Annotated in this window: 23 protein-coding genes; 6 read left to right on the forward strand and 17 right to left on the reverse strand. The window is 57.4% G+C overall.

Annotated elements, in window-relative coordinates; genetic code table 11:
• Position 1: 1 nt before the first annotated feature.
• Positions 2–715, reverse strand: a complete 714-nt coding sequence (locus tag F8N62_RS17790; protein WP_150711895.1) for an SDR family oxidoreductase — start codon at positions 713–715, stop codon at positions 2–4.
• A 193-nt stretch (positions 716–908) separates the two neighbouring features.
• On the opposite strand from F8N62_RS17790, the gene F8N62_RS17795 reads away from it, so the two are divergent.
• From F8N62_RS17795 to F8N62_RS17810, 3 genes are all read left to right on the forward strand, one after another.
• Positions 909–1520: a TetR/AcrR family transcriptional regulator gene (locus F8N62_RS17795; RefSeq protein WP_150711896.1), complete on the forward strand. Its 612-nt coding sequence runs from the start codon at positions 909–911 to the stop codon at positions 1518–1520.
• A gap of 861 nt (positions 1521–2381) precedes the next feature.
• Entirely contained in the window at positions 2382–3440 is a 1059-nt protein-coding gene (locus tag F8N62_RS17805) for an aromatic ring-hydroxylating oxygenase subunit alpha (RefSeq protein WP_150711897.1), read from the forward strand.
• 74 nt (positions 3441–3514) lie between these two features.
• Positions 3515–4465, forward strand: a complete 951-nt coding sequence (locus F8N62_RS17810; RefSeq protein WP_150711898.1) for a PDR/VanB family oxidoreductase — start codon at positions 3515–3517, stop codon at positions 4463–4465.
• Positions 4466–4474: 9 nt separating this feature from the next.
• On the opposite strand, the gene F8N62_RS17815 is transcribed toward F8N62_RS17810, so the two are convergent.
• The 7 genes from F8N62_RS17815 to F8N62_RS17845 form a co-directional block, all read right to left on the reverse strand.
• Positions 4475–5188, reverse strand: a complete 714-nt coding sequence (locus F8N62_RS17815; protein ID WP_150711899.1) for a GntR family transcriptional regulator — start codon at positions 5186–5188, stop codon at positions 4475–4477.
• An 85-nt stretch (positions 5189–5273) separates the two neighbouring features.
• On the reverse strand, positions 5274–6464 hold the full coding sequence (locus F8N62_RS17820) for an OprD family porin (protein ID WP_224791386.1): 1191 nt from the start codon (positions 6462–6464) through the stop codon (positions 5274–5276).
• Between the two features lie 141 nt (positions 6465–6605).
• Positions 6606–7940: an MFS transporter gene (locus tag F8N62_RS17825; protein ID WP_150711901.1), complete on the reverse strand. Its 1335-nt coding sequence runs from the start codon at positions 7938–7940 to the stop codon at positions 6606–6608.
• A 279-nt stretch (positions 7941–8219) separates the two neighbouring features.
• Positions 8220–8771, reverse strand: coding sequence for a GNAT family N-acetyltransferase (locus F8N62_RS17830; protein WP_150711902.1), 552 nt, complete (start codon positions 8769–8771; stop codon positions 8220–8222).
• Positions 8772–9228: 457 nt separating this feature from the next.
• Positions 9229–10524, reverse strand: coding sequence for an OprD family porin (locus tag F8N62_RS17835; protein WP_150711903.1), 1296 nt, complete (start codon positions 10522–10524; stop codon positions 9229–9231).
• A 123-nt stretch (positions 10525–10647) separates the two neighbouring features.
• Entirely contained in the window at positions 10648–11103 is a 456-nt protein-coding gene (locus F8N62_RS17840; protein WP_150711904.1) for a type II 3-dehydroquinate dehydratase, read from the reverse strand.
• A gap of 15 nt (positions 11104–11118) precedes the next feature.
• Positions 11119–12474 carry an MFS transporter gene (locus F8N62_RS17845; protein WP_150711905.1) on the reverse strand — a complete coding sequence of 452 codons (1356 nt, stop codon included), beginning with the start codon at positions 12472–12474 and terminating at the stop codon, positions 11119–11121.
• Positions 12475–12640: 166 nt separating this feature from the next.
• On the opposite strand from F8N62_RS17845, the gene F8N62_RS17850 reads away from it, so the two are divergent.
• Positions 12641–13525, forward strand: coding sequence for a LysR family transcriptional regulator (locus F8N62_RS17850; protein ID WP_150711906.1), 885 nt, complete (start codon positions 12641–12643; stop codon positions 13523–13525).
• 68 nt (positions 13526–13593) lie between these two features.
• Here the strand turns inward: F8N62_RS17850 and F8N62_RS17855 are convergent, their stop codons facing one another.
• The 3 genes from F8N62_RS17855 to F8N62_RS17865 are packed head-to-tail and all read right to left on the reverse strand — an operon-like array spanning position 13594 to position 18227.
• Positions 13594–15180 carry an aldehyde dehydrogenase (NADP(+)) gene (locus F8N62_RS17855; RefSeq protein WP_150711907.1) on the reverse strand — a complete coding sequence of 529 codons (1587 nt, stop codon included), beginning with the start codon at positions 15178–15180 and terminating at the stop codon, positions 13594–13596.
• A 17-nt stretch (positions 15181–15197) separates the two neighbouring features.
• On the reverse strand, positions 15198–16415 hold the full coding sequence (locus tag F8N62_RS17860) for a fumarylacetoacetate hydrolase family protein (RefSeq protein WP_150711908.1): 1218 nt from the start codon (positions 16413–16415) through the stop codon (positions 15198–15200).
• Positions 16416–16442: 27 nt separating this feature from the next.
• Entirely contained in the window at positions 16443–18227 is a 1785-nt protein-coding gene (locus F8N62_RS17865; RefSeq protein WP_150711909.1) for an IlvD/Edd family dehydratase, read from the reverse strand.
• A gap of 279 nt (positions 18228–18506) precedes the next feature.
• Here F8N62_RS17865 and F8N62_RS17870 point away from each other — a divergent pair, with 279 nt between their 5' ends.
• The gene (locus F8N62_RS17870; protein ID WP_150711910.1) at positions 18507–19544 is read left to right on the forward strand and encodes a LacI family DNA-binding transcriptional regulator; all 1038 of its coding nucleotides are present in this window, start codon (positions 18507–18509) and stop codon (positions 19542–19544) included.
• A gap of 184 nt (positions 19545–19728) precedes the next feature.
• Positions 19729–21081 (forward strand): MFS transporter, encoded by a 1353-nt coding sequence (locus F8N62_RS17875; RefSeq protein ID WP_150711911.1) that lies wholly within the window; start codon positions 19729–19731, stop codon positions 21079–21081.
• Between the two features lie 104 nt (positions 21082–21185).
• Here F8N62_RS17875 and F8N62_RS17880 read toward each other — a convergent pair whose 3' ends face one another.
• From F8N62_RS17880 to F8N62_RS17905, 6 genes are all read right to left on the reverse strand, one after another.
• Positions 21186–21908: a L,D-transpeptidase family protein gene (locus F8N62_RS17880; protein ID WP_150711912.1), complete on the reverse strand. Its 723-nt coding sequence runs from the start codon at positions 21906–21908 to the stop codon at positions 21186–21188.
• 252 nt (positions 21909–22160) lie between these two features.
• Entirely contained in the window at positions 22161–23123 is a 963-nt protein-coding gene (locus F8N62_RS17885; protein WP_150711913.1) for a LysR family transcriptional regulator, read from the reverse strand.
• A gap of 138 nt (positions 23124–23261) precedes the next feature.
• Complete coding sequence (lysA, locus tag F8N62_RS17890) at positions 23262–24557, reverse strand: diaminopimelate decarboxylase (RefSeq protein WP_150711914.1); 1296 nt, start codon at positions 24555–24557, stop codon at positions 23262–23264.
• 88 nt (positions 24558–24645) lie between these two features.
• Positions 24646–25329: an amino acid ABC transporter permease gene (locus F8N62_RS17895; RefSeq protein WP_224791380.1), complete on the reverse strand. Its 684-nt coding sequence runs from the start codon at positions 25327–25329 to the stop codon at positions 24646–24648.
• A 14-nt stretch (positions 25330–25343) separates the two neighbouring features.
• Complete coding sequence (locus F8N62_RS17900) at positions 25344–26033, reverse strand: amino acid ABC transporter permease (protein ID WP_150711915.1); 690 nt, start codon at positions 26031–26033, stop codon at positions 25344–25346.
• Between the two features lie 106 nt (positions 26034–26139).
• Positions 26140–26937 (reverse strand): transporter substrate-binding domain-containing protein, encoded by a 798-nt coding sequence (locus tag F8N62_RS17905; protein WP_150711916.1) that lies wholly within the window; start codon positions 26935–26937, stop codon positions 26140–26142.
• Positions 26938–26970: the final 33 nt, after the last annotated feature.

A 26970-nucleotide genomic window follows, 5' to 3' on the forward strand; every position in this document is an offset into this window, starting at 1 on the left:
CCTACGCAGTCGCTGCGGGGTTCAGGTAAGCCGCTTGCGCAGTTGACAGGCTGGCCTTGATGGCGCGAGTACCTTTGTCTGCGAGCACTTCTTGCAGTCCCGCTTCCACCCCGTCCAGTGACTGGATCACGACTTCGGATGGCTGGACTTTCGGCACGTCGAAACCATGGGTCAGGTCGGTGTCGATGAAGCCTACATGCAGGCCTTGCACGCGCGTGCCCTGGCCATCGAGTTCGATGCGCAGCGAATTGGTGAAGCTCCACGCCGCTGATTTCGATGCCGCATAGGCGGACAGGAAAGGCGCAGCAACCCAGGTCGCATCCGACAGCACGTTGACGATCACTCCGCCGCCGTTGGCTTTGAGCACCGGTGCGAAAGCCAGGCTGACGTGCATGACGCCGTAGTAATTGGTTTCGAAGATTTCGCGGGCGGCTTCCACCAGGCCAGGGTCAAGCATGGAGGGCAGCAAACGCGCGATGCCCGCATTGTTGACCAGCAGCGTCACGTCGCCAGCCTGGGCCACTGCGGCGGCAACCGATGCCGGGTCGCTGACGTCCAGGCGAATGGCGATCACGCCTGGAATGTTGACGCCCTCCGGATTACGCACTCCGGCGTAAACCTTGCGCGCGCCCCGGGCCACGAGTTCTTTTGCGAAGGCGAGACCGAGACCACGGTTGGCGCCGGTAACAAATGCAACGGAGTTCTCGATTTTCATTGTTATGTGCTCTGAGGAATGAGTGACTGTGTTACCTTAAGATTGCGCTCGCAATCATTGAAATAATAGTGGTGCTCGCAATTATAAAAGTCAAAGCACAGTTAGAAATAAGTAAATCGCGAATGAATATAGGATTTCAAACAATTGCGAGTGCAATCATAGTGTGCAGAAATTCTCGAAAAGGAGGCTGGTCATGAAAATCTCGAAAGAAAAGGCGGAGGCCAATCGCGCCACATTGGTGGAGACGGCGAGCCGCTTGTTTCGGCAGAAAGGGATTGATGGCGTGGGCGTTGCTGAAATCAGCAAGTCGGCTGGCTTGACGCATGGCGCGCTGTACGCACACTTCGCGTCCAAGGAAGCGCTGGCGGCCGAGGCGCTGGCGTGGAGCCTGGAGCAGAGCAATGCCAAGCTCTATTCGGGTACGGTGGATGGCGAGCCGGACCTGGAGCGCTTTCTCTCCGATTATCTGTCTGTCGACCGGCGCGACGAATACGCCGACCACTGTGCAATGGCGGCGTCAGCCAGCGAAATTGGCCGGCAGGATGCGGTGATTAGCTCAAAGTTTACCGAGGGTTACCTGGTGCTGGTTCGAGCGTTCGAGCGCAGGGTGGCGGCCAACAACCAAGCCGTCGACGCGCTTGCCACCGCCATGGGCATTGTTGCAGCTATGATTGGTGCCCTCTCGGTTGCGCGCGCTACGGCGAAGGCCAGGCCAGAGGTATCGGCACAAGTGCTGCAAGGTGTGCGTCCAATGATTGACGCCGCACTGGGCAAGCCATATGGCGAACGCGAGAAGTCCAGATGACGACGAAGGCTAGCCTCTTGGCTTGCCTGTTCAAGTCGCTCCTCTGGCACTAAGCACCACACAGTTAATCTTTGCCGATTTGGGGCACTTACCCGCCATCAAAGTAAAACAATCTCCCGTGACTCTGAGTGAACGAACGTTAATAGCTGCGTGGCATTTATTTGCTTGGAGTTTGGCAAGCATCCATCTAGAAAAAAATCCAGGACGTTAACGGTGGAGGCCTTCGCGAAGGGCAGCTATGGGTGGAAAACCGTCTGAGTTGACCGTCTGCTTTTGGCCGATTGTTGCCTGTCGTGAAGGGCTGTTTTCGATTCTTGCCTTTCAGGAGGGGCAGGAAACGGGACGATTGCTACGCGCTCTAAGTTGGCGCCCCGCCATACCCTCAATCTCAGGACCAAGGTCCATCGAGGCAAGTAAATCCACCGTAACGCGCTACCTGCTTTGACATGCGCCTGCACGTCATGCAGGGCAGAGCGCCGCTGCGAACAGCAGGGCAATAAGTGACACCCTTAGCGATGACGATCCTGCTGATGGCCGGTGCGACGCCCCTGATCGGCCTGCTGCCCGCCATGCTGCGATCGGGGTCACGGCACCGATTCTTCTGTCGCTGATCCGCTGCTCCCAAGGGTTTCCGCCGGCGGCGAATAGCGCTTGCGGCCGATCCTGTCACCCCGCATGCCGAAGAAAATCCCACAAGGGGCCGGAACGCCAACGCCACGGCAAATACCGTTCGAAATATTGGAGGTCACTGTTTAGGCATTAATGGATCCATTAATTTTATAGTATCGGCTAAAAGCTTGACGAACATAGGGTTAATCCGATTTACTGGATCCATAAAAACAAGCCTGTCCGGAGAATCCTATGTATCCGAAAAACACCTGGTATGTCGCCTGCACCCCTGACGAGATTGCTTCCAAGCCACTGGGGCGGCAGATATGCGGTGAGAAAATCGTTTTCTATCGTGGGCAGGAAGGGCGCGTTGCCGCCGTCGAAGATTTTTGCCCACACCGCGGCGCCCCCCTTTCACTGGGTTATGTTGAAAACGGCAACCTGGTCTGCGGCTACCACGGCCTGGTCATGGGTTGTGACGGCAAGACCGTCGAAATGCCGGGTCAGCGCGTACGGGGCTTTCCGTGCAACAAGACTTACGCCGTTGAAGAGCGCTACGGTTTCATCTGGGTCTGGCCCGGGGAGCAGGACAAGGCTGACCCTGCACTGATCCATCATCTGGAGTGGGCTGTCAGCGATGAGTGGGCGTATGGCGGGGGGCTGTTCCACATCAATTGCGACTACCGATTGATGATCGATAACCTGATGGACCTCACCCACGAAACCTACGTGCACGCCTCGAGCATCGGCCAGAAAGAGATCGATGAAGCGGCACCGGTCACCACTGTCGAAGGTGACGAGGTGGTCACGGCGCGGCACATGGAAAACATCATGGCGCCACCGTTCTGGCGCATGGCCCTGCGTGGCAACAACCTGGCCGACGATGTGCCGGTAGACCGCTGGCAGATCTGCCGCTTCAGCCCACCCAGCCACGTGTTGATCGAGGTGGGCGTGGCCCACGCCGGCAAGGGCGGTTACGACGCCGAGCCGCAACACAAGGCCGCGAGCATCGTGGTCGACTTCATCACCCCGGAAACCGAGACGTCGATCTGGTACTTCTGGGGTATGGCGCGCAATTTCAATCCCCAAGACGAAGAACTGACCTCCACCATCCGCGAGGGCCAGGGCAAGATCTTCAGCGAAGACCTCGACATGCTCGAACAGCAGCAGAAGAACCTGCTGGCCAATCCCGAGCGCAACCTGCTCAAGCTCAATATCGATGCAGGTGGTGTGCAGTCGAGGCGCGTACTGGAGCGAATCATCGCCCGTGAGCGCGCGCCGGCTGTCGAGCTGATCGCCACGGCAAACTAGCTCGAGCGCTACGCCATTCCACTCTCATTGATACTGTTCCCGGCCACTGCGGTGGCCGGTCTTGAAGGTGCGCCATGATTGAAGTCGTCGTGACATCCCGCAACAACGAAGCGTTGGATATTTACAGCTACGAGCTGGCCTGTGCACAAGGAGGGGAGTTGCCCGGCTTCAGTGCCGGTGCCCATATCGACGTGCACCTGCCCAGCGGGCTGATCCGCCAGTACTCGCTGTGCAATCACCCGAAAGAACGCCATCGCTACCTGATCGGCGTACTCAAGGATGTCGCCTCGCGCGGTGGTTCCCGGAGCATGCATGAGCAGGTCAACAGTGGCGATCGGCTGTTCATCAGTGAACCGCGCAACCTGTTTCCGCTGGTGGCAGAGGGGCGGCGCAGCCTGTTATTCGCCGGTGGCATCGGCATCACCCCGATCCTGTGCATGGCCGAGCACCTGGCCCACAATGGTGCCGATTTCGAGCTGCACTACTGCGCTCGTTCCAGTGAGCGCGCAGCGTTTGTCGAGCGACTCAAAGGGGCATCCTTTGCCGGTCGCGTGCACCTGCATTTTGATGAAGAGGTCGATTCGCGCCTGGATGCCGTCAAGGTCCTGGTCAATCCACAGCCTGGCGTGCACCTGTACGTCTGCGGTCCTTCAGGTTTCATGCAGCATGTGCTCGACAGTGCCAAGGCTCAGGGCTGGAGCGATGAGCAATTGCACCGTGAATACTTCGCCGCGGCGCCGGTGGCTACCAGTGCCGACGGGGCGTTCCAGGTCAAGCTGGCCAGCAGCGGGCAGGTGTTCGACATTCCGGCCGACAAGACGGTGGCCCAGGTGCTGGAAAACCACGGCGTCGAGATTGCGCTTTCCTGTGAGCAGGGCATCTGCGGCACCTGCCTGACCCGTGTCCTGGAAGGGGTGCCGGAGCACCGTGACCTGTTCCTCACCGAAGAAGAGCAAGCGGCCAATGATCAGTTCACGCCCTGCTGCTCAAGGGCCAAGTCCAAGCTGTTGGTGCTGGACCTCTGAATCGGCTGATCACTCGCCGCGGGCGATCACTTTCATCCGGTCGCCGTTGCTGATTGCACCGAATACCTCGGCGTAGCGCAGTGTTGCATTGGCGTGTTCACGCATGATGGCTTCAGCGCGTGCGCCCTGGCGGCTGACCAGCGCGTCGAAGACCGAGTGGTGTTGCATGTGTGCGAAGTTGAAGCGCCGGTATTCGCGGGCCATGTCCTGGCGATCGATCGCCAGCGCCGAGACTGAAGCGAAGGGGCGATGGTCGTTGCGCGCCAGGGCTTCGGCAATCGCCGGGTTGGCGCTGCTGTCGACGATCACCTGGTGAAAGCGCATGTTGAGGTCATGGAACGCCTCGAGGTCTTCTTCCGTCACGTAACCCTTGTCGAACAGTGCATCGCCTTGCACCAGGCATTCGCGCAGCGCCGCCTGTGCTTGCTCACTCAAGCCGCGTTCGGCGCTCTGCCGCGCAGCCAGACCCTCCAGCACTCCGCGCACCTCCACGGCGCCAGCGATATCCTCGGCACTCACCGAGCGCACCTGATAGCCCCGGCCACCATGGCGTACCAGCAAGCCTTCCTGTTCCAGGGTGAGGAAGGCCATGCGCACGGGCATGCGCGAGACGCCGAAGCGTTCCGCCGTCGGGATTTCCATCAGCCGTTCGCCGGCCGCCAGTTCGCCCGAGGCAATCATTTTGCGCAGTGCGACCAGCACCATTTGACCCGGTTTGCTCATGCAGGCGACTTCCAGAGGGGAGGGCGCCATAGTACCGCAAGGAGTGAGGAGATGCAGGGGGCGACAAGCGCCCCGTGCGGGAGGACTAGAGTGACAGTGGGTAGCTGACGATCACCCGGGTCTGATCGAAGTCGCTGTTGAAACTGCGACGGTTGGTGGCGTTGTTAACCCGCACGCTGAGGGTTTTCAGTGGGCCGCTTTGCAGGGTGTAGCTGACTTCGGTGTCACGTTCCCATTCCTTGCCATTGCTGCCGGCCTTGGTGGTGGCGTTGTCGCCGTGACCATAGCGGGTCATCAACAGCAGGCCGGGGATGCCGACGGCGACGAAGTTGTAGTCATAACGCGCCTGCCAGGAGCGCTCGTCGGCGTTACTGAAGTTGCCGTTGAACATGTCGTTGCCCAGGGTCCGCCCGCTGCTGCCATACACCGACATCCAGCCGGTATCGCCGCTGACCTTTTGCAGCCCCAGGTACAGGGTATGTCCACCCAGGTTGGCGGAGAACAGTCCGTAGGCGGTATGGCTTTGCACGTGGCCGATCAGGGCGCTGCCGTCATCCTTGTCGATGAAATAACCCAGGTTCGCGCCGAGGGTCCAGTCACCGAACTTCTGTTTGTGCAGCAGGTTCAGATAGCTTTGCTGATAGATGTCTTCGAGCTGCGAGTGCCAGGCGCCGATCAGGGTCTGTTGTTCGTTGAAGCGGTATTCGGCACCCGCATAGTTGAAGCCGTCCGACTGGACGGTGGGCGCAGCCCAGGCCGAGAGGTCTTGCATGTCCGAGGAATTGCGCAGGCTCACCGAGGTGTATTGACCGCCCTGCAGGCTCAGGCCGGGAAGCTCCCGGGATACCAGCATGGCGCCCTGGAAGGTCTGTGGCAGCAGGCGTCCGTCGTCGTAGCGCAGCAGCGGAATATCCGGCATAAGCTCGCCGAGCATCAGCTCGGTGTCGGAAATACGCATTTTTGCCGCCAGCCCCGCGCGTCCGTAGTCGTCGGCGGAGCGACCATCCTCGTGCACCGGCAGCAGCTCCGAACCGCTGCGTTGCGGGCCGCTGTCGAGCTTTACGCCCAGCATCGCGATACCGTCAAGGCCAAAGCCGACAACGCCCGGGGTATAACCGGAGCTGAACTTGAGAATCGCGCCCTGGGCCCATTCTTCTATCTTGCTCTTGCTGGCGCCGGGATCGTTGAAATCACGATTGAAATAGTAGTTTCGCAGGGTAAGGCTGGTCTTGGAATCTTCGAAAAAACCGTTGCTTTCAGCGTACGCCGAAGGCATCAGGACAAGCGCTATTGCACCGCCGAGCAGGGCCCGGGGAGGGAGAGGAAAGTAAGTCATTATTGTTGTTTTCCTGGAGGATGTTGTCAGTAGCGAGGGCGGGCCCTCGCTACTGTTTTGCGCGGCTCAGGTCTGCATGGCTCAGGCCTGGATAGGCTCGGCACCTGGTTGTGTTTGGGCCTTGGGCCGCAGTTGCAGCAACACGGCGGCGGCAATCACGAAGACCACGGCAAACACCCCATACAGGTGCAGTGGCTGCCAACCGCTGTCGAGCAACAGACCGGCAACGGTGGGCGACAGGATCGCGCCGATGCGCCCGATACCGATGCCCCAACCGACCCCCGTGGTACGCACTGAAGCGTCGTAGACAATCGGCGACAGTGCGTACAGGCCGGCCACGCATCCGTTGGCGAACAGGCCGATCAGCAGACCCAGGCCGAGTGCCATGGATACCGATGAAGCGGAGCCGACGAACAGCACCAGCAAGCCCGCGGTAATCAGCATGAACAGCGACAGCACCCGGGTCAGCCGCCAGCGCGAGGCCAAGCCGCCAATCAGCGCGGCGCCGAAGATGCCGCCTACGCTCAGTAGCACGCCGCCGCTGATGCCTTGCTGTGCCGATAGCCCAGCCGAGACCAGCAGCTTCGGCGTCCAGCTCATCACGAAGTAGAAGCCGAACATCACCAGGAAGAACAGCAGCCAGATCAGCAGGGTGGTGCGTCGCGAATCCGGCGAGAGCAACTGCGCCAGGCGGCCACGGCCTGAAGTCGGCGCGGAGATGGTCACGGGCAGTTCGCGCAATGCGGGCTGGCCAAGACGTGCGGCCAGGCGATTGATGCGTGCCAAGGCATTTGCGGGGCGACGGGCGATCAGGAAGTCCAGCGATTCCGGCAGGTACAGCAGCACCAGGGGAATCACCGCCAGGGTCACGGCGCCACCGAACAGGAACACCGAACGCCAGCCAAAGTGCGTCAGCAGCCACACCGACAATAGCCCGCCCAGGGTGGCACCCAAGGCATAACCGGTGGACTGCAGGCTCACCGCCAGCCCGCGCCAGCGCTTGTTGGCATATTCACTGGCAATCACGTTGCTGCTGGCCAGGATTCCGCCGATCCCCAGGCCGGTGAAGCCACGCAGCAGCGCCAGTTGCAGTGGCGTCTGGCTCAGGGCCGACAACAGCATGCCAGCCCCCGAGAGCAGCAGGCAAAACAGGATCAATGGCCGACGTCCATAACGATCCGCCCACGGCGCAATGAACAGAGAGCCTGCCGCCATGCCAAACAATCCGGCACTCAACAGCAACCCGATCTGCGCGCCGTTCAAGCCCCATTCGGCAGACACCGAGGAGGCCGTGAAGGCCATCACCAGCACGTCGAAGCCATCGATCATGTTCAGGACAATGCAGATACCCACGGCCAGCCATTGGAAGCGCGCCATGGCAAGTTCATCTACCACGCTCTTCAGATCGACACTCATGGCTGCCCCTCGAAATGAGGCTGCGTAACGGCAAAGCTAGAAAGGCATACGAAGCTGGGTGCAAGCCGAAGCTCGAACCCGATTGAGAACTCATTCATCCCGACACCCTTGTTATTTTTATGAGCGGGCAGGCGCTGTACCTGACACCGTGCAGTGCCAGTCAATCAATTTATGGATCCATTGAAAAGTGGGTTAATTGTTATTTTATTGTTGAGTTTTCTATTTTTTCTAATAACTCGTTATATTTCAAATATTTAACGCTGTTAATAAAGCGTTCGATTATCGGCCGGTATATATCATTCCTAGTAAAGGATCCACTGATAGGGGCAAATTTGCAAAGGAGCCCGGCAGCGATGAAGCGTAGCTGTCCTGCTCAATCGCCATCAGGGCTTCCCGCTCCCCTTGAGCTACAAACCAGACTCGCGCATCACGCTGACGACGGGGCGCAATCGGTCGCCTTCCTCGGCCAGCTTGTACTCCATTGACGGGAACGGTCGGGTAGACACGGCTTTTTTCTATTGCCGCTTGAATGAGTGCTTTGCCAACCCCTTGACCTCGGGCACTGGCATCTACTACGACGTCTTCGATCCAGGCACGAATACCTGTCGGAATACGAAAATGAATTAGGGTTAGTGCCCCCAAGATGCTTGCGCCACCTGCTGCTTTCACCACCAACAGGTCGGAGCACTCTGAATCTACGATTTGCTTCAAATCTTCCATAGTCATTGCTTGAGCGTTTTTAGAAAGCTGTGGGAGAAGGTCATTCAAAGATCTGAGCAGTACGGAATCGGTTTCTTGAACCACCTCGACAATAGCGGATTGGGTTGTCATTAGAGATCCTCAAGTGAAGGGGGGCGAAGCTTGAATGGTTCAATTCGACACATTACCCCAGGGGACTGCGAGTGACCGCTCCTGGCCGATTGCTGCCTGTCGAAAATCAATCCGATCGATCCAGATTCTGTGAGCGATTGAAAACAGGACTTTCGGGTCCTTTTTTCGTTCCGGCAAATTTTTCCGAAAACCGGCACCTGTACATCTCTCCTCGATTGATCGTGACGAGGATATGTACCCATGCCCTCGCCTGATACGCGCTATCAAGCGGCAAGATCCCGACGCTGCCCGGGCTGCGATGGTGCGGCACTGTGCAGGAAGCATTGGGGCTCCGATCGACCCCGCACGGAAGGGACGATCGGCCGGCAGAACTATGGCCATATGCGTAATCTGGATTCGGTGCTGCTTTGCAACTGCATGAGTTCAGCTGAGACGCAGCACATTCAATCGGATGGCATCACAACAGCGATAGTGGGTAGCTGATGAAAAGCCGGTTTTCGTCGAACTCGTTGGTGTTGAAGTTTCTGCGGATGCTCGAATTACGCCATTTGACGCTCAGGTTTTTCAAGGCTCCAGACTGCACTACATAGGCCAGTTCCGACTCGCGTCCCCATTCCTTGCCATCGGTGTAGGCCCCTGAGTGCACGTTGTCACCGCTGATATAGCGGTTCATCAGCGTCAGACCGGGAACACCGACGGCGACGAAATTGAAGTCATGGCGAACTTGCCACGAGCGCTCTTGGGCGTTATCGAAACTGGAGTTGTAACTGTCGTTCGCCAGGGTGCCGCCACTGGCACCGTTGACCCGCATCCAGGCGGTATCGCCGGTCAGTTTCTGCAACCCGACATAGAAGGTGTTGCCGCCCAGTCTGGCGGAGAACAGGCCGAACGCGGTTTTGTTGTCCATGTCGCCGGCGAGGCTGGCGCCGTCTTCCTTGCCGGTAAAAAAGCCCATATTGGCGCCCAGTGTCCAGTCGCCCACCGGTTGGCTGTGACTCAGGCTGAAGTACTTTTGCTGGTAGATGTCTTTGAGTTCGTCGTACCAAAGCCCCACGGTTGTGCGTTTGTCGTTGAAGGCATATTCACCGCCGCCGAAGTTGAACCGGTCGGAGGTGAAAGCGGTTTTGCCGTTCATGGTCATGTCTTCCATGCTGGCGTCGTTACGCGGGCTGTTCTGTCTGATCTGTCCGCCGTATAACGTCAGCCCGTTTATTTCCTGGGAAGTGACCTGCGCGCCTCGGAAAGTCTGCGGCAATGAACGACCATCATCCGAACGCAGGATCGGCAAGGTGCTGACCCACTCGCCCACTTTCACTACCGTTTTCGAGACCTTGGCTTTGGCCGCGACGCCAAGCCGTCCGAAGTTGTCGGCGGGGCGCCCATCATCATGGACAGGCAACAGCTGAGTGCCGCCGGTGCCTTTGCCGCCGTCGAGCTTCTGCGAATAAAGCCCCAGCACGTCCACACCGAACCCTACCGGCCCAGGGGTAAAGCCGGAACGCGCATCGAGGATAAAGCTTTGCGTCCACTCTTCAGCCTTGTTCTGCGGAGCAGCGCTGGTGGGGTAGGCGGGATTGACGAAGTTGCGGTTGAAGTAGGCGTTGCGCAGAGTCAACGTGGCGGTCGAACCCTCGAAAAAGCCGCTGTTTTCATCGGCCTGAACAACCGCTATCTGTCCGGCACAGAGCGCCAGCGCCAGGCTGATCAGTGAGCGGCGTGCGGGTATGTTGCAGTGGAAGGTCGTGAGGTGCATAGGGTTTTCTCGCAGTGATTTATTGTTTTTTTCAGTGCACTTATGAGGTCTGCACCTGAATTTCAGGCGCAGGCAGCCCTGGCAATAAACTGCCGTGGGGCTGCCGTATCAGTGGAAAGCGGTTTAGATGTCGGAACGTTTGCGACGCAACAGGTCGTCAATTGCCCTGACGGCGAGGGGATAACCGTCGGCACCCATGCCGCAGAGCACCGCATCAACGACACCGGACATGATCGAATGCCGATGAAGTTCGTCTCGCGCATGGATGTTCGACAAATGCAGTTCAATCAACGGCGCGTCGATCAGCTTCAACGCGTCCAGCACCGGGATCGAATGAAACGAGAAGCCTGCCGGGTTGATGATCACGGCGGCGCCTTGCTCATAGGCTTCCTGAATCCAGTCGACCATCACACCTTCGTGATTGGTCTGGCGAAAATCGCAAGTCAGGCCCAGTTCCTCGGCCAGCGCCACGCTGCTTTGGCGAATCTGTTCGAGGGTGGTGTGGCCGTAGATGTGCGGTTCACGACGGCCGAGCAGGTTGAGGTTCGGGCCATTGAGGATGAAGACAGTGCGGTTCATGATCGTCCTGTTGCTTTATTTGGAGAGAATGGCTGTAGAGCGCAGGTCGACCGCGTCGTCTTTGGCGACGGCGTTGAGGTCGACTCCGCGAGTTTCCGGGCCGATGACTATCATGGCCAGCGAGATCAGGTTGATCACGGCGCATAGAGTCACCAGAGGCCATGGCGAGTTGTTCGACTGGCTCATCAAATAGACCGCGATCATTGGCATAGGGCCGCCGATCACCAAGTTGGCGCCGGTGTAGGCCAGTGCCGAACCCGAGTAACGCACCTGGGTCGGGAAGGCTTCGGCGAAGGCCACCGGCTGGATGCCGCTCTGGAACTGGGTGAAGCCCAGGAACAAGCCCATGATTGCCATGATGGCGGGAACGTTCAGCGTGTTGAGGATCGGGAAGTAGACGAACAGGATCAGCAAGGTCATGCACGAACCAAATGCCAGCGCCTTTTTACGACCCCAGCGATCGGATAGATAACCACCGGCCAGCGCACCGAAAATCGCGCATATGTTAGCCACCATCAGCGACATGAAGCCTGTCGACTGGCTAAAGCCCAGGTGTTTGGTCAGGTAGCTGAGGGAGAAAATCACAATCAAGTAGAACAGCGCAGCGGGCGAGCAGAAAAAAAACATCAGGCGCAGGATGGTTTTGTAGTGGCTGCCCACAGCGGATTTAAGCGGGCTCTTTTCCTTTTTGACCGGGGACTTTTTCAAGGCGACGAAGGCTGGTGTTTCATCGACTTTCAAGCGGATGAAAATCGCAACGACCACCAGTACGAAACTCATGAGGAAGGGAATTCGCCAGCCGAAGCTTTCGAATTGCTCGCTTGAGAGCGTCGCTGCCAGACCCATCAACACCGCGTTGGCCAATATCTGACTGAGCGGCGAGCATATGCCCAAGAGCCCCGAGTAGCGCCCCCGACGGTCGGGCGTCGCGTGCTCCAATGCCATCAGTTGCGCCCCGGTGGACTCACCGCCCAGCGCGAATCCTTGAATGATCCGTAGCAATACCAACAGGATCGGGGCCCAGACGCCGATCTGGCCGTAAGTAGGTAGCAAGCCCATAAGTACCGAAGCCAGCCCCATCATGGTCACTGTGGCCAGCATCAGGTTACGCCGGCCGAGTTTGTCACCGAGGTAGCCGCAGGTAATGGCGCCCAACGGGCGCGCGGCCAGGCCGACACCGAACGTCGCCAGCGAGGCGAGCAGGCCGGCCGTCGGCTCCATGGCTGGAAAAAAAAGCTTGGGCAGAATGGTCGCCGATACAGCGCCATACAGCGTGAAGTCGAACCATTCGAGGGCAGTGCCAATGGTGGCGGCCGTTACTGCTTTGCGAGGCATGCGCAAATCATGAGTCTCGTTACTTGTCGTGCTCATAGAGGTGCTCGTCATTGTTTTTATGGTTATGAGGTACTCACGCGTTTCCGTTCGGGCAAAGTGCTTGCCTGGAAGCGTGGAAGTGAGTAGACGTTAACCCATCCTGCTTGCAGAATAATTATCGAAATCTGCACAAATACATAAGACAACCTTATGAGTAACTGACATGGAATTGCGTCACCTCAAGGCTTTCGTCATCGCTGCTGACCTGCAACATTTCAGCAAGGCCGCCGAACAATTGGGTATCGCGCAACCGGCATTGAGCCAACTGATGCGCACCCTCGAGTCAGAATTGGGTTTGGCGCTGTTCAGGCGTGAGCACCGCGGCGTTGCTTTGACCGCGGCCGGCATGGCGTTTCTGCCGCATGCCCGGCAATCCATCGAGTCCAGCGAATTGGCGAGTGCAGCGGCACGACGTGCGAGGCGGGGAGAAGTCGGCGAAATCAACATTGGCTATCACTCGGCGCTGTTCGAGGCCAATCTGCCGCAATTGCTTCGGCACTACTTCAGTACGTTTCCTGAAGTCAAAGTGTCGCTGGTGGACGCGGGTATTCGCGCGCAGTTCGACATGCTGCTCGATCACACGCTGGATCTGGCATTTGCCCGGGTTTTCAAGGATCACCTGCCGGACCGCTTGCGCACACATCATTTCAGTCAGTCCAACCTCGTCCTGCTGATGCCAGACAATCATGAACTGGTGGAGAGTTTTACCGGAGAGCTTGCGATGCTGCGGCATGAGAAGTTCGTTTTCCTGCACGACACGGCGGGCATCGGTTTAACCTCGCACACGCTTCAGGCGTGCAGGAAAAATCAGCTGCACCCCGAGAACATCATGTACGTGCCTTCGCTGATGAGCATTCCGGGATTGGTCGCGGCGGGCATCGGTTTAAGCATCGTGCCGGAAACGATGACCCGACTGACCATGCCCGGCGTACGAATTATCCCGCTGGCTCAAGAGGAAGTGGTTAGCGAACTCTCACTGATTTCGCGCATTGATGAGCGTTCCAGCGCCGTGCTGCATTTCATTGAAGAGGCTAATGGTTGGGGATGATGACTGGAAGTAGCAGCGACCCTTAATTCGAATTTGATGACTCCGGACAGGGGCCGTCGCGTTAGACCTCACTCACCCAAACTCTCTTTTGTGCCGACGCCGTCTACCAAACGCAGAATGCCGAGCGGATTGGCGTTTTTTAATGCGTCCGGGAGCAAGCTGTCCGGGTAGTTCTGGAAGCAGATCGGCCGCAGGAAACGGTTGATCGACAGCGTTCCCACGGAAGAGCCTCGGGCATCTGAGGTGGCGGGGTAGGGGCCGCCATGAACCATCGCATCGCAGACTTCGACACCGGTCGGGTAGCCATTGAGCAAAAGGCGACCCGCCTTCAGTTCCAACAAAGGAATCAACTCGGCAAAGGCCTCCAGATCCACAGGTTCGGCAATCAAGGTCGCGGTCAGTTGTCCCTGCAAACCTTGCAGCGCTTGCTGCAGCTGTTGCCGGTCATTGACCGCAACAACGACGACAGTCGGGCCAAACACCTCGTGCTGCAGCAGTTCGTCACGGTTGATCAGCAATTCGGCATCCGCTTCGAACAGTTGTGGGTGAGCCTGGCTACCGGCTTGAGGATTCCCCGCTCGATGGTGGATCTGCGGATGATGATGCAGACGCGTCAGGCCATCGGAGTAATTGCACAGCCCGCCGGCGTTGAGCAGGGTATAGGCAGGCTGAGCGTTGATCTGCCGGGTCAGGTCACCGAGAAACGCATCGAACTCGGGAGAGCGTATTCCGATCACCATTCCAGGTTTTGTGCAGAACTGTCCTGCCCCTTGCACCACAGAGGCGCTGACCTCGGCCGCAATTTTTGCACCGCGGGTTTTGAGGGCCTCTGGCAGCACCAGCACCGGATTGACACTCGACATCTCGGCAAACACCGGGATAGGTTCTGGCCTCGCCGCTGCCATGTCACACAGCGCCCGGCCACCCTTGAGCGATCCGGTGAAGCCTACGGCCTTGATCGCCGGGTGTTGCACCAGCCAGGCACCGACCGTCCCGCCGTAAATCATGTTGAAGACACCGGCAGGCATTGCGGTCTGTTCGGCGGCGCGAATGATTGCCAGAGCGACCCATTGCGCCGTAGCCATGTGCCCCGGGTGTGCCTTGAATACCACCGGGCAACCCGCCGCGAGCGCAGCGGCGGTATCACCGCCCGCCGTCGAGAAGGCCAGGGGGAAATTGCTGGCGCCGAATACGGCGACCGGGCCGATACCGATGTGGTATTGGCGCAGATCGGGACGGGGCAGGGGTTGACGGTCAGGCAAGGCACGATCGATACGTGCACCGAAGAAATCCCCACGTCGCAGCACCTTGGCAAACAGTCTCATCTGACCACTGGTACGGGCGCGTTCACCTTGAATGCGTGCGACTGGCAGCGCCGTTTCGCGGCAGACCGTCGCAATGAATTCGTCACCCAGGGCGTCGAGCTCATCGGCGATGGCGTCGAGAAACGCTGCGCGTCGAATGGCCGGCAGGGTGCGGTATAGCGGGTAGGCCGCTGCCGCCGCATGGGCGGCAGCATCCACTTCCTCTGGCGTGGCTTCAGTAAAGAACCCCGGCAGTTCCTGCCCGGTGGTGGCGTCGAAACTTTGCAGGCGCGAATGACCTTTGGCGCTGCGGGCGCCATTTATAAAGTTGTGTCCGTTGCTGGCGTTCATAGGCATTCTCGTTTTGGCTAGCGTGGCTTGATCGCGGCAGAAACCAACCCGCGACCGTGCAAGTTATCGAGCAGGGCGCGATAACCCATCTGCCAGGCCGGAGCGCGATCGCTTGTCGTCACGCGGTTGACCAACGTGCCGAACCTGGCGCTGCTGATGGCGACCCGATCACCCTCTTTATGGGTAAAGCCCCCACCGGGTAGATCGCGGTCTTGCTTGGGGGCAAACAGCGTGCCGAGGAACAGCACAAAGCCGTCCGGGTATTGATGGTTCTCGTTGAGTGTTTGAGCGACCAGATCCAGCGGGTCGCGGCTGATCTGGTTCATGGAGCTGCTGCCATCCATGATGAAACCATCCTCGCCGACGACACGCAGTGCGACTTCTGCCGAGCGCACGTCCTCGATGCTGAAGGTTTCATCGAACAGCCGGATAAACGGCCCAAGCGCGGTCGACGCATTGTTGTCTTTGGCTTTGGAAAGCAACAACGCACTGCGCCCTTCGAAATCGCGCAGGTTGACGTCATTGCCCAGCGTTGCGCCCTGTACCTTGCCACGACTGGAAACGGCCAATACCACTTCCGGCTCTGGATTGTTCCAGCTGGACTTCGGATGGATACCAATGTCCGATCCGTAACCCACCGCTGACAACGGCTGAGCTTTGGTGAATATCTCGGCGTCCGGGCCGATGCCGACTTCCAGATACTGCGACCACATGCCCTGGCTGATCAGCACTTCCTTGAGCGCGGCAGCCTGGGAAGAGCCCGGCACGATGTCTGCGAGGTCAGTCCCGATGCTTTCCACCAGGATTGCGCGAATGCTATCGGCCTTCGCCGGGTCGCCCTTGGCCTGCTCTTCGACCACCCGCTCCAGCATACTGGTGGCGAAGGTCACCCCGGCAGCTTTTACCGCTTGCAGGTCGATCGGAGCCAGCAGCCACGGCTGTGTTTCGTCGCGCAAAGAGGCATCGCTATTGCGCAGCAAGTCGTCAACGCTGATTAACGCCTGATCCAATGACAGGCTGCGCAGGTAAGCAACGGGGTCATCAAGTTCAAGCAGGGCCGAAACGGTCGCCACCCGATCGCTGATGTCATAGACCTGGCGGTTTTTAAGCAGGACGACGGCAGGCCCTGCCGTGACGCCAGGAATCCACACACGACTGATCCAGGTGCCTTGTGCGAGGTCCTGGGCTGGAATGTTCAAATCCGACAATGTCGTTGCAACGTTTGTTTGCGGCATGAAAAAAACCTCGGCAGAAGTGGCGAATCAGTGGGAATGACGTGGATCGCCGCTGCGTGCGATGACCCGCAGGTGCAAGGTTGCGGGCTCCAGGCAACCACCGGTCGAGAGTTGGCCGACCTGCTGCCGATAGAGTTCCTGCCATGGCGTTTGCGAGGCTGGAAAGGACGGTTTGAACGCCGCCTGGCGACGTGCCATTTCGCTCTCATCCACCAGGAGATCGACTCGGCGAGCGTTGAGGTCGACGCGAAGGCGATCATTGGTTTCCAGCAAACCGATGCCGCCGCCCACCGCGGCTTCAGGGGACATGTTGAGAATTGACGGACTGGCCGAAGTCCCGCTCTGGCGTCCATCACCCAGGCAGGGCAGGGAGTCGATGCCTCGTTTGATCAGTGCTGCGGGTGGGGCCATGTTGACCACTTCGGCGCTGCCCGGATAACCCACGGTGCCGCAGCCCCGAATGACCAGAATGCAACGCTCGTCGATGTCCAGAGCAGGGTCGTTGATGCGCGCCTGATAGTCCTCGGGGCCATCGAAAACAATGGCTCTGGCTTCGAAACTGTTTTCCGCGCCCGGCTCGGACAGGTAGGTTTTGCGGAATGCGTCGCCCACCACCGACATCTTCATGATGGCGCTGTCGAAGAAATTACCGCTCAGCACGATGAACCCGGCCCGTTGAATCAAGGGATCTTCGTACGCGTGGATCACATCGGTATCGCTGGCGGCCGTATTGCTGACGATCTCGCCAACGGTCTTGCCTGAGACCGTGTCGCAGCCTTCATGCAGTCGCCCGGCTTTCTGCAGTTCGTGCATGACCGCCGGGACGCCGCCCGCGCGGTGGAAACCCTCGCCAAGGTATTTCCCGGCGGGCATGCAATTGACTAGCAGGGGCACGTCTTCGCCAATCCGTTGCCAGTCTTCCAGGCTGAGATCGATGCCGGTGTGCCGCGCGATAGCGATGAGGTGCGGCGGGCAATTGGTCGACGCGCCCAAGGCCGACGCCACGGCAATGGCGTTCTCAAAGGCTTCGCGGGTCATGATTTGGGAAGGACGAATATCCTGACGGACCATGTCGACGATGCGCTTGCCCGTGGCATAAGCCATCTGGCCGCGTTCACGATAGGCTGCCGGAATACTCGCACAGCCGGGCAGCGACATGCCCAGCGCTTCGGCCAGCGCGTTCATCGACAACGCGGTGCCCATGGTGTTGCAGTGACCAATCGAAGGAGAGGCCGCCGTGGTCATCTCCATGAAACCTTCATAATCGATCTCGCCGCTGGCGAGCAGGTTGCGCGCATGCCACAGCACCGTGCCGGAGCCGATCAATTTGCCTTTGTGGTGCCCATCAAGCATCGGACCGCCGGACAAGACGATCGCCGGGATATCAACCGTCGCGGCCGCCATGAGACAGGCAGGAGTGGTCTTGTCGCAGCCAGTGGTCAGCACCACGCCATCCAGCGGGTACCCATGAAGAATCTCGACCAGGCCCAAGTACGCCAGATTGCGATCCAGGGCGGCAGTGGGACGCCGGGTTTGTTCGGCCATCGGGTGCACCGGGAACTCCATCGGAATGCCGCCGGCATCGCGAATACCTGCTTTGGTGCGTTGCGCGAGTTCGAGGTGATGACGGTTGCACGGCGCGAGATCGCTACCGGTTTGAGCGATGCCGATGATGGGACGGCCCGATTGCAACTCCTCGCGCGTCATACCGTAATTCATGAAGCGTTCGACGTAGAGCGCGGTCATGTCAGCATGACTGGGATCGTCAAACCATTGTTGACTGCGCAGGGGCAGAGGAGTGTTTTCAGGCATGGTTTTTATCTCTTGTTGGAGCCGTATCAGCGGAAAGTGAACCACCTCAGGAGGCGACAAATAGGCGATTGATCACCTGCCGTCGGCGTTCGAATGGCTTGATGTTACCGGTAACATTTTATTTGTAAAGACCCAATCTCGATGTTTGAACGGGCGCCTGCCACCTCTGCAAGGAGCAGAGGTCGGCCTGCCAACGGCCATGTATAATCAGCGGCCATCTGTGTTGGCGGCTTTGATTTCCAGGGTCCGCCCGATCATTTTCAGGAAAACAGGACGTTCATGAGTCACGAGGATTCAGGCAAAACCACCACGCCGCCGCGAATGGCCGACGTCGCCAAACTGGCGGGCGTTTCGAAGATGACGGTTTCACGGGTCCTGGCCGGTCGCGACGTGTCAGAGCGCACGCAAAAGCTGGTCCACGAGGCCATCGAAACGCTCGGCTATCTGCCTGATGCCTCTGCAGGAACCCTGGCCACCGGACGTTCGGAATTTATCGTGGCGCTGGTGCCGTCATTGGCGAGTTCGAACTTTGCCGACACCGTGCGCGGCCTGAATGATGCCGTTAGCGAACATGGCTTGTGCCTGCTGTTGGGTGACACCGATTATCACCTGGAGCAGGAGGCCTTGCTGGTACGCACGCTGCTGCGCCATCGCCCGGTCGGAGTGATGCTGACGGGCAGCGCGCATCTGGATGAAACCCGCAAGTTGTTACGCCAGGCGCAAGTGCCTGTTGTCGAGACCTGGGACATTCCAGACGATCCTATCGAGCAATCGGTTGGATTTAGTAACGTGGCCGCCGCTGCCGCACTGTATGAACATCTGCATCAGCAAGGTTATCGGCGAATTGGCTACATCGGTGGTGCATCGGTTCTCGACCACCGAGGGCAGCAACGTCAGCAAGGCTACCTTCAGGCTGTCGCGGCATTGGGGGCAGGTGAGCCCAGGGTGATGGAGTATGGCGAGTCGCCGATCACCATGAGCCATGGTGGCGAGTCCGTGAAACGTCTGCTGGAAAAGTGGCCGGACACAGAGGCCGTGATGTGCGTCAGTGACTTGTCGGCGTTCGGCGCCATCATGGAATGCCATCGGCAAGGGCGACGAGTGCCCGGGGACATTGCGATTGCCGGTTTTGGCGATTTCGAAGTCTCACGGTACTGCACGCCGACGATCACCACGGTATCGGTCGATCCCTATGGCATTGGTCGGCGCGCAGGTGAGTTGCTCGTTGCCAGTGCCGCTGCCCAGCGTCTTGGACTGCCTCGTCCGAAGGCGTCCGATGTCGTCGAATTCAAAATCCTGGCGCGCGAAAGCACCTGAATTTTTTTAACCGGGCACGCTTGCTTTGCCTCGAATTTAATTGCTAAATTAAAAATGTTACCGGTAACAGGCTAACTTGCAGAGCCCCTTTTCCCTGTGGATTGGCTTAGGTCAGCCCAAGGAACTCAAGGTCGCAAGCCAAAACAAAAACAATCGGCATGACAACATGCCTTGAGGTCAACACATGGAATCAGTCACTCAGCGTCCTCTCGAAGGAGAGGGCTCGGCGGAGCTTACCTCCGAGGATCGTACCTACCGCAAAGTCATCCTGCGTATCCTGCCGATCCTGCTGTTCTGCTACATGGCGGCGTACCTGGATCGGGTCAATATCGGTTTTGCCAAGCTGGACATGCTCAACGATCTGCAATTCAGCAACACCGTCTACGCCCTGGGCGCGAGCATTTTCTTCTGGGGTTATTTCCTCTTCGAAGTCCCCAGCAATCTGTTCCTCCATCGCTTCGGCGCACGCCTCTGGATCGCCCGCATCATGATCAGCTGGAGCATTGTCTCCATGGCGGTAGCCTTTACCGTGCCGCTGGCCAAGTTCTTTCACATCGAATCGGAAACCATGTTCTACGTGCTGCGCTTCCTGCTGGGGATCTGCGAAGCCGGCTTCTTTCCTGGGGTGATTCTCTACCTCAACTACTGGTTTCCGACGCATCGCCAAAGCCGGGTCATGGCGGGTTTCCTGATGGCCATGCCGATCAGCCTGACGTTGGGCGGGATTCTTTCCGGGTGGTTGATGAGGGCGATGCAGGGTGTCCACGGTATGGCCGGCTGGCAGTGGATGCTGATCATCGAAGGCATCCCGTCATTGATCATGGCCGTTGTCGTGGTGACGTTGCTGGTCGATAAAATCGACAACGCCAAGTGGCTGACCACGGCAGAAAAAAACATGCTGAAAAACAACCTGGAGCGGGATAACACGGCGAAGGCCTCCAGCCTTCGGGATGTGATTTTCAACGGCCGCGTGTGGTTGTTGGTGCTGATCCTGCTGACATTCAACACGGGTTTTTACGGCCTGGCGTTCTGGATGCCGACGATCATCAAGGCCACAGGTGTTTCCAATACCCTGCACATTGGTTTGCTCACGGCGATTCCCTACGCTACCGCCATCGTCGCCATGACACTCAATGCCTGGCACTCCAACAAAACCGGCGAGCGCCGACTGCATGCGGCTATTCCAGCGTTCATCGGTGGGGTCGGGCTGATTTGCAGCGCCATCTTTGCCCATAACCTGCCGGTGTCTATTTTCTTCCTCAGCATATCCGCCTCAGGCTTGCTGAGCCTGATGCCGATTTTCTGGACATTGCCGGGCACGGTCTTATCCGGCGTGGCAGCAGCGGCAGGCATCGGCATGATCAACGCGATCGGCAACCTCTCCGGGTTCACCGGTTCGATGATTACGGCCACTGCAGAGACACTGACGGGCGACATGAACAACGGCACCTATGTGCTGGGTGGTTGCCTGCTCGTGAGCTGTGTGCTGATCCTGCTCATTCCAAAATCGATGCTCGCCAAAGACATCAAAGCGTGACTGACCGGCGTCGATCCTGGGCCAAAGCCCAGGGGCGACGGCGGGCGAGTGCAGCGAGGGAGTTTTGATTCACTCCGCTCGTGAGGAGTCCTGCAACGCCATTTTCAACGCTCCGGAAGTTTCCATCGCTCCTTGTAGAGCTCATATTGCGCCACTGGCATTTGTACCAGCAGCGGGTTTTTCTGAGGGTCCAGCCACCCGAGCAACTGCTTGATATTTTGCGGTTCCATGGCGGTGCAGCCATCGGTCGGGGTGGTGTTCGAGCGCCAAATATGCATGAAAATACACGAGCCACCCTTGGCTGCAGCTGGCGTGTTGTGTTCGACGACAATGCCCTGGCGATACACTTCGTCTTTGCGGTGCATTTGCTCAGAGCTGTTCCAGTCTTTGCTCACGGCCGCGCTATCGACCAGGGTGTTGTAGTGGCTGGATTGGCTATCATCCACGCACTCGCGGGTATCGGTGCTGACGGTGTAGGGCATCAGGGTATTGGCGGTAGGTTCATACCCAAACGCGGTGCCGAACGTGAACAGGCCGGCGGGCGCCTTGCCGTCGCCTTCATGTTTGACGGGCTGCTCATTGGAGTCGATCGGGAGAATGCCGCGGCCCCAGGCCAGACCGGTCTTGCCCACCACAATGGGAAAGGCATCACCGACTTTCTGGAAATCTTGTCCATGGCGTTCATAGCGTTGTGCCGTGCCTTGAATGGCGTTCCAGTCGGGGGTGGTCACCACGATCAGTTGTCCACTCGTCTCGGGAATTTGTGCCAGCGCCAAGTTTGAACAAAGCAGTAGCAAAAATGTGCAGCGCTTGAAGAGAGGGTTCAATGTCAATGATCCTTTACTGAGGAGAGATTGAGTAAAGTTAGTTTTTTTGGGGATTATCAAATAATTGCCTGAATAAATTCAGGGCCCTAAAACCACCCAATACCAAAGTGGCTGGATTCACCAATTAGTTGATACAGATAAAACTATCAGTCGCGCGGAGGGACGGTAAATACTTATTTAGATGGGGGGTATTCAATATCGATATGTTCCAATGGGTAGCCTGCAGTGCACCATGACTGACCGTTTACAAATCTACAAAGAGAGCATTGTTGGTATGTCGTCCAGACTTTCCACGGTGACGCCCACTCCCAAAGCAGATAATTGTTCGGCCAGCAGGGATATTTCCTGGTGCAACGAATCGGCGAAATTCTGTTGGAAGGGAGTTGAGGACCGGTAAAGCGGTCTGACCAGGCTAATTTGAAAAGGCAGGGAAAAGGCAAGAGGACGAATATTGACGCCTTGGCCCTGGAACATGATCGCGGTCAGTGGGTTGAGGATCGCAATACCCAACCCCGCTTTTACCATCGAACACACTGAAACGGCGCTGTGAGTTTCGACCTGGATGAATCGATCGATTCCAGCTTCCTTGAACAGAACATCGAGCACTCTTCGATAGCGGTCCCCCTTGCTGAAACTGACGAACGTTTGATCCCTGACATCCTCCAGCGACAGGATGCTCTGCACAAGCAAAGGATGGCCATCGGGCAGAATGCAAACTTCGTCCACACTCATCAGCAGTTGTAACTCAGTCCCGGGTGGGGCTTCATCATGTTCTGTGAGGCCAACATCGTGGCGCTGAAGCGTCAGTTGTTCCTCCAGCCACGGCGACTCCAGCGTCGCTATTTCGACACTCACTCCGGGATGATTGGCGATCAGGTTTTTGCATACTTGAGGGAGCAGCGCATGAGAAAAGGCGGGAATGCAGGCCACTGAAAATGCGCCCTGAGAGAAGCGACTCAGGCTCTCCGCGAACGATACGATACGATCTAAGCCAATGAACGCACGCTCTACCTCCTGGAACAAAATCACTGCCCGCGCTGTTGCCTGAAGGCGTCCACGCGCGCGCTCGAACAGCTCGAAATCTACGAGGTATTCCAAGCGCGCCAGCTCTCGGCTGATGGTGGGTTGGCTGGTATGCAGTAGTTGGGCGGCGCTGGTGACGCTCCCGGTCGTCATAATGGCTCGGAAAACTTCGATATGTCGCAAGTTGATCATAAAAGCGCTCTAAAAACTCCATGCACGTTCGTTACCTGCAAAGGCACGATACATTCCATCGAATACTGACATTGCGGCAAAACCTTAACTTTTCCCGACTCGCCCAGGAGGCATCGCTACTACTAGACACCAACGTCACTATCGGTGGTGTGGTCTTAACGAAGGGGTGCTTTGTTGTTCACTGACGTCTACTTCTGAAACGTCTTCCAGTGCCAGGAGCTCTTCCACTCTCTGGCGGCGGCGTATCAATACATCATTGGATCCTTCAATCAGCACCTCTGCGATCAGCGGGCGAGTGTTGTAGTTTGAAGACATCGACGCACCATACGCGCCTGTGTCGCGAATGGCGATCAGATCGCCTACTTTGCATTCCGGGATCAGCCGGGAAAGTACCGTTCCACCCTCCGCTTGCGTGAATACGTCACCTGCTTCACACAGGGGCCCGGCCACTACGCTGGCTTGCAGAGGGCGCTCGGATGCGTCTGCCTCCAACAACTCGATACCGTGGTAACTGCCGTACATGGAGGGGCGCATGAGCTCGTTGAAGCCTGCATCGACGAGGACAAAGTATTTGCTGCCGACGGGCTTGGTTGCGCGTACCTCACTCAACAGGCAACCCGATTGAGCCACCAAATACCGTCCAGGCTCGATCTCCAGGCGCAGTTTCTTTCCAAGAATTTGCTCGGCTGTCTGGCGCGCAGCGTCCCACAGGCTGAAGTAATGGTGGGTATCAAGCTCTGGTTCATCCGCGGCGTATGGAACCGACAATCCGCCGCCCGCTGACAACGCGGAGAGGGTCATGTTCGCGTCTTTGACTTGCTGCACGAGATCAAGCATGGCCTCGCTGACGGTCGCCAAGTGTTTGTAGTCCACTCCAGACCCTATGTGCATGTGCAACCCGATTAGTTGCAGGTTGTGCTTGCTGACAACCGATAGTGCCGCACGAAGGTCTGTGTGCCAGATGCCATGCTTGCTGTGCTCGCCGCCCGTGTTGGTCTTCTTGCTGTGGCCATGTCCGAAGCCCGGGTTGATCCTCAGCCAGACTTTGTGTCCGTGTGCGATTGCGCCCAGTTGCTCCAGCATATCGATCGAACCGGCGTTAACTGGAATGGAATGCTCCACCACGGTGGCCAAGGTCGCTTCATCGATAAGGTCAGCGGTGAAAACGATCGCTTCTTCGTTACCCTGACACGAATAGCCCGCGGCAAGTGCTCTAAGGATCTCTCCACGGGAAACCGCATCTACCTGGACGCCTTGCTCACGCATGAGCTTCAGGATGTTAATGTTGGAACAGGCCTTTTGTGCAAACCGAATAGTGTCGAACTGGCGCAAATCATTGATTCGATCACGAATGGTCTGAGCATCATAAACCCATAAGGGAGTGCCGAATTTTTCGGCCAGTTGTTGAAGGCGTTTTACGGGTACGTTTTTCATAAGCCCAACTCAAGAAAAATTGTTTGTCTCGGATCATGATTTTTGATCCGGACGAAAAATGATGCTGCCGCCTACCGGACGACTCGCCTTATCTATGTTCGAGAGCGCCAAAGCGCTTTTCCGCCAACTTCGAAAGGTAGAGAAGTGGGTAGCAGTAAACGAAATAGAGCAGGGCGATCACCGTGTAAATAAACATCAGGTTTTCCGGCATGCGGACAATTAAAACTTCGCCTTGGCGCGTAAGTTCGGTGATGCCGATGATGGACAAGATAGCGGTGCTTTTGATGATGTTTACATACACGCTTCCCAGCGGCGGTAGGGTCAGCGGGATGGCTTGCGGCAGTACGACGTGAAACAGAGCCTGAAATTTGCTCATACCGACTGAGCGCGCCGCTTCCACTTGGCCATTGGGCACAGTCAGAATCGCTGAGGACACGATTTCAGTCACGTAACTCGACGTGTAGAGCGTCAACGACACGATGGCGGCGGTGAAGGCATTGAACTTGAATAACTCGAGCCCGGTTGCAGGCAGTACAAAATAGATGATGTAGATTTGCACCAGGTATGGGGTGCCCCTGAACAGGTGCAGGTACAGACCGATGATATTTTTGAGAAAAAACCTGCTCTGTGAGCGGATGATCCCTAACACAAGCCCCAACATTACGCCCAGTGCAATGGCGATGAGGGATACTTGAACGGTCATCCACAGGCCTTTGAGCATGAATGGCAACAGCGCCTGAAGCACTGTCGCTTTCGTCATGATCCATTCCATGATTATTTGATCCCCTACCGAGTTTGCCAATCGGCGCCGCATTTGCGCCGGACCAAGTTAGACAGCAGCAGCACCAGAACATAGATGAATAGGTAGCATGCGGCGGTGGTCAGGTAACTTTCGGTCGCCACTACTGAGTCTGAAAACATGTACAAGCCAGCGCTCATCAACTCGGTGACCGCGATGATGCTCAGCAGGGACGTATCCTTGATGAGGATGGCAGCCTGTCCTATCAGCGGGGGGGCGACATTCGCCAGTGCCTGCGGCAGCACAACGTGGCGCATCCGTTGAAATGGACTCATGCCGACGGACATCGCGCCCTCGAATTGGCCGCGCGGGATCGATTCGATGCCGGCTCGGATAATTTCTGCCATGTAGGGTGTCGTGTGTATGGTCAGTGCGATAAGCCCGGTCTGGAGTTCGTTAATGTTTTTGCCGAACGAAAACAGGGCTGGAAGTCCGTAATAAACCAGGTAGATCTGCATCAACAGCGGCGTGGCGCGGATAAATTGGATGTACGCCGCCGCCGGACGCCAAAGAAAACCGCGTTTTGACATGCGCATGAGTGCCACAAATATGCCAAAAAACACCGACAGCAATAAGCAGACTGATGCTATTTCAATCGTTGTCAGCACTCCGTTTAAAAATACATCTCGGTACTTGTACACGATGCCAAAATTGAAACTATCCAGTGCAAAACTCATTGCGACATAACCTCATCCACAAAGGCAAACTCTTATTGTGCGCGGCAACAGGGTGCGTTCGTCCGTCCGGTAAACTGACGGCCCCCAGATTGCCGCGCTTTATCACTTACTTGTGGTCAGCTTCCCACGCGGTGGAGTTCCACCAGTAATCGGTACGCTCTTTCAACCGACCGTCAATTTCGATCAGGCGAATATAGTTATTGAGCGCCAACAGCAAGTGGACAGAATCTGGACGGGTAGCGAAGCTCAATGGCTCTTTAGTCATCGATCCGTCGAGTACTTCCAGGCCAGGCGAGGAATTGATAAAGGTCGCAATTTGCGCGCGGTCAGAAATTCCAGCATCCGCACGGCCGGAAACAACCGCCTGAACAGTCTGTGCGTTGCCACCACCGAATTCTTTCAGTTGAGCTTGGGGAAGGAGTTTTTTGGTCGCATCTGCGTAGCTGGAGGCTTGGGTAGCACCCACGGTAATGGCAGGATCGTTAAGAACTGACCATGATTTGAAATGCTTGTCTTTGCTGGCGAATGCCACTGTCTCCAAGTAGAAGACAGGATTGGTGAAAAGCACCTGCATATTGCGTTTGGCGGTCGGTGTCATGTCGGCGGCGATAATATCAGCCTTGCCGGAAGTCAGTGCGGGAATGAGGCCTTTCCAGTCATAGTCCTGAATGACGAGTTTGACGCCCATGTCTTCGGCAAACATGCGGGCAATATCAATCGCTAAACCGGCGCGCTCGCCATTTTTATCAATAAAGCTTACAGGAGGGCCTTGGGTTTGCACGGCAATCGTGAGTGTTCCATTTTTGTTGATGTCGTCCATGGCGTCGGCATGTGCCAACATCGGCACGGTCGCTAATGTAGAAGCGACAAGAACATTTGCCACGAGGCTTTTCAATAATTTCATCGCAATATGCCTTTCATTAATTGTGATTTATCG

It is taken from the genome of Pseudomonas fluorescens (assembly GCF_902497785.1).
In the GTDB taxonomy this organism is placed as follows: Bacteria; Pseudomonadota; Gammaproteobacteria; order Pseudomonadales; family Pseudomonadaceae; genus Aquipseudomonas; species Aquipseudomonas fluorescens_BO.

What these genes read in the sequence shown, in the direction of transcription:
- F8N62_RS17790 (WP_150711895.1), bottom strand. Translation starts at nt 715, where the DNA reads ATGAAAATCGAGAACTCCGTTGCATTTGTTACCGGCGCCAACCGTGGT.
- F8N62_RS17795 (WP_150711896.1), top strand. Translation starts at nt 909, where the DNA reads ATGAAAATCTCGAAAGAAAAGGCGGAGGCCAATCGCGCCACATTGGTG.
- F8N62_RS17805 (WP_150711897.1), top strand. Translation starts at nt 2,382, where the DNA reads ATGTATCCGAAAAACACCTGGTATGTCGCCTGCACCCCTGACGAGATT.
- F8N62_RS17810 (WP_150711898.1), top strand. Translation starts at nt 3,515, where the DNA reads ATGATTGAAGTCGTCGTGACATCCCGCAACAACGAAGCGTTGGATATT.
- F8N62_RS17815 (WP_150711899.1), bottom strand. Translation starts at nt 5,188, where the DNA reads ATGAGCAAACCGGGTCAAATGGTGCTGGTCGCACTGCGCAAAATGATT.
- F8N62_RS17820 (WP_224791386.1), bottom strand. Translation starts at nt 6,464, where the DNA reads ATGCCTTCGGCGTACGCTGAAAGCAACGGTTTTTTCGAAGATTCCAAG.
- F8N62_RS17825 (WP_150711901.1), bottom strand. Translation starts at nt 7,940, where the DNA reads ATGAGTGTCGATCTGAAGAGCGTGGTAGATGAACTTGCCATGGCGCGC.
- F8N62_RS17830 (WP_150711902.1), bottom strand. Translation starts at nt 8,771, where the DNA reads ATGACAACCCAATCCGCTATTGTCGAGGTGGTTCAAGAAACCGATTCC.
- F8N62_RS17835 (WP_150711903.1), bottom strand. Translation starts at nt 10,524, where the DNA reads ATGCACCTCACGACCTTCCACTGCAACATACCCGCACGCCGCTCACTG.
- F8N62_RS17840 (WP_150711904.1), bottom strand. Translation starts at nt 11,103, where the DNA reads ATGAACCGCACTGTCTTCATCCTCAATGGCCCGAACCTCAACCTGCTC.
- F8N62_RS17845 (WP_150711905.1), bottom strand. Translation starts at nt 12,474, where the DNA reads ATGAGCACGACAAGTAACGAGACTCATGATTTGCGCATGCCTCGCAAA.
- F8N62_RS17850 (WP_150711906.1), top strand. Translation starts at nt 12,641, where the DNA reads ATGGAATTGCGTCACCTCAAGGCTTTCGTCATCGCTGCTGACCTGCAA.
- F8N62_RS17855 (WP_150711907.1), bottom strand. Translation starts at nt 15,180, where the DNA reads ATGAACGCCAGCAACGGACACAACTTTATAAATGGCGCCCGCAGCGCC.
- F8N62_RS17860 (WP_150711908.1), bottom strand. Translation starts at nt 16,415, where the DNA reads ATGCCGCAAACAAACGTTGCAACGACATTGTCGGATTTGAACATTCCA.
- F8N62_RS17865 (WP_150711909.1), bottom strand. Translation starts at nt 18,227, where the DNA reads ATGCCTGAAAACACTCCTCTGCCCCTGCGCAGTCAACAATGGTTTGAC.
- F8N62_RS17870 (WP_150711910.1), top strand. Translation starts at nt 18,507, where the DNA reads ATGAGTCACGAGGATTCAGGCAAAACCACCACGCCGCCGCGAATGGCC.
- F8N62_RS17875 (WP_150711911.1), top strand. Translation starts at nt 19,729, where the DNA reads ATGGAATCAGTCACTCAGCGTCCTCTCGAAGGAGAGGGCTCGGCGGAG.
- F8N62_RS17885 (WP_150711913.1), bottom strand. Translation starts at nt 23,123, where the DNA reads ATGATCAACTTGCGACATATCGAAGTTTTCCGAGCCATTATGACGACC.
- lysA (WP_150711914.1), bottom strand. Translation starts at nt 24,557, where the DNA reads ATGAAAAACGTACCCGTAAAACGCCTTCAACAACTGGCCGAAAAATTC.
- F8N62_RS17895 (WP_224791380.1), bottom strand. Translation starts at nt 25,329, where the DNA reads ATGGAATGGATCATGACGAAAGCGACAGTGCTTCAGGCGCTGTTGCCA.
- F8N62_RS17900 (WP_150711915.1), bottom strand. Translation starts at nt 26,033, where the DNA reads ATGAGTTTTGCACTGGATAGTTTCAATTTTGGCATCGTGTACAAGTAC.
- F8N62_RS17905 (WP_150711916.1), bottom strand. Translation starts at nt 26,937, where the DNA reads ATGAAATTATTGAAAAGCCTCGTGGCAAATGTTCTTGTCGCTTCTACA.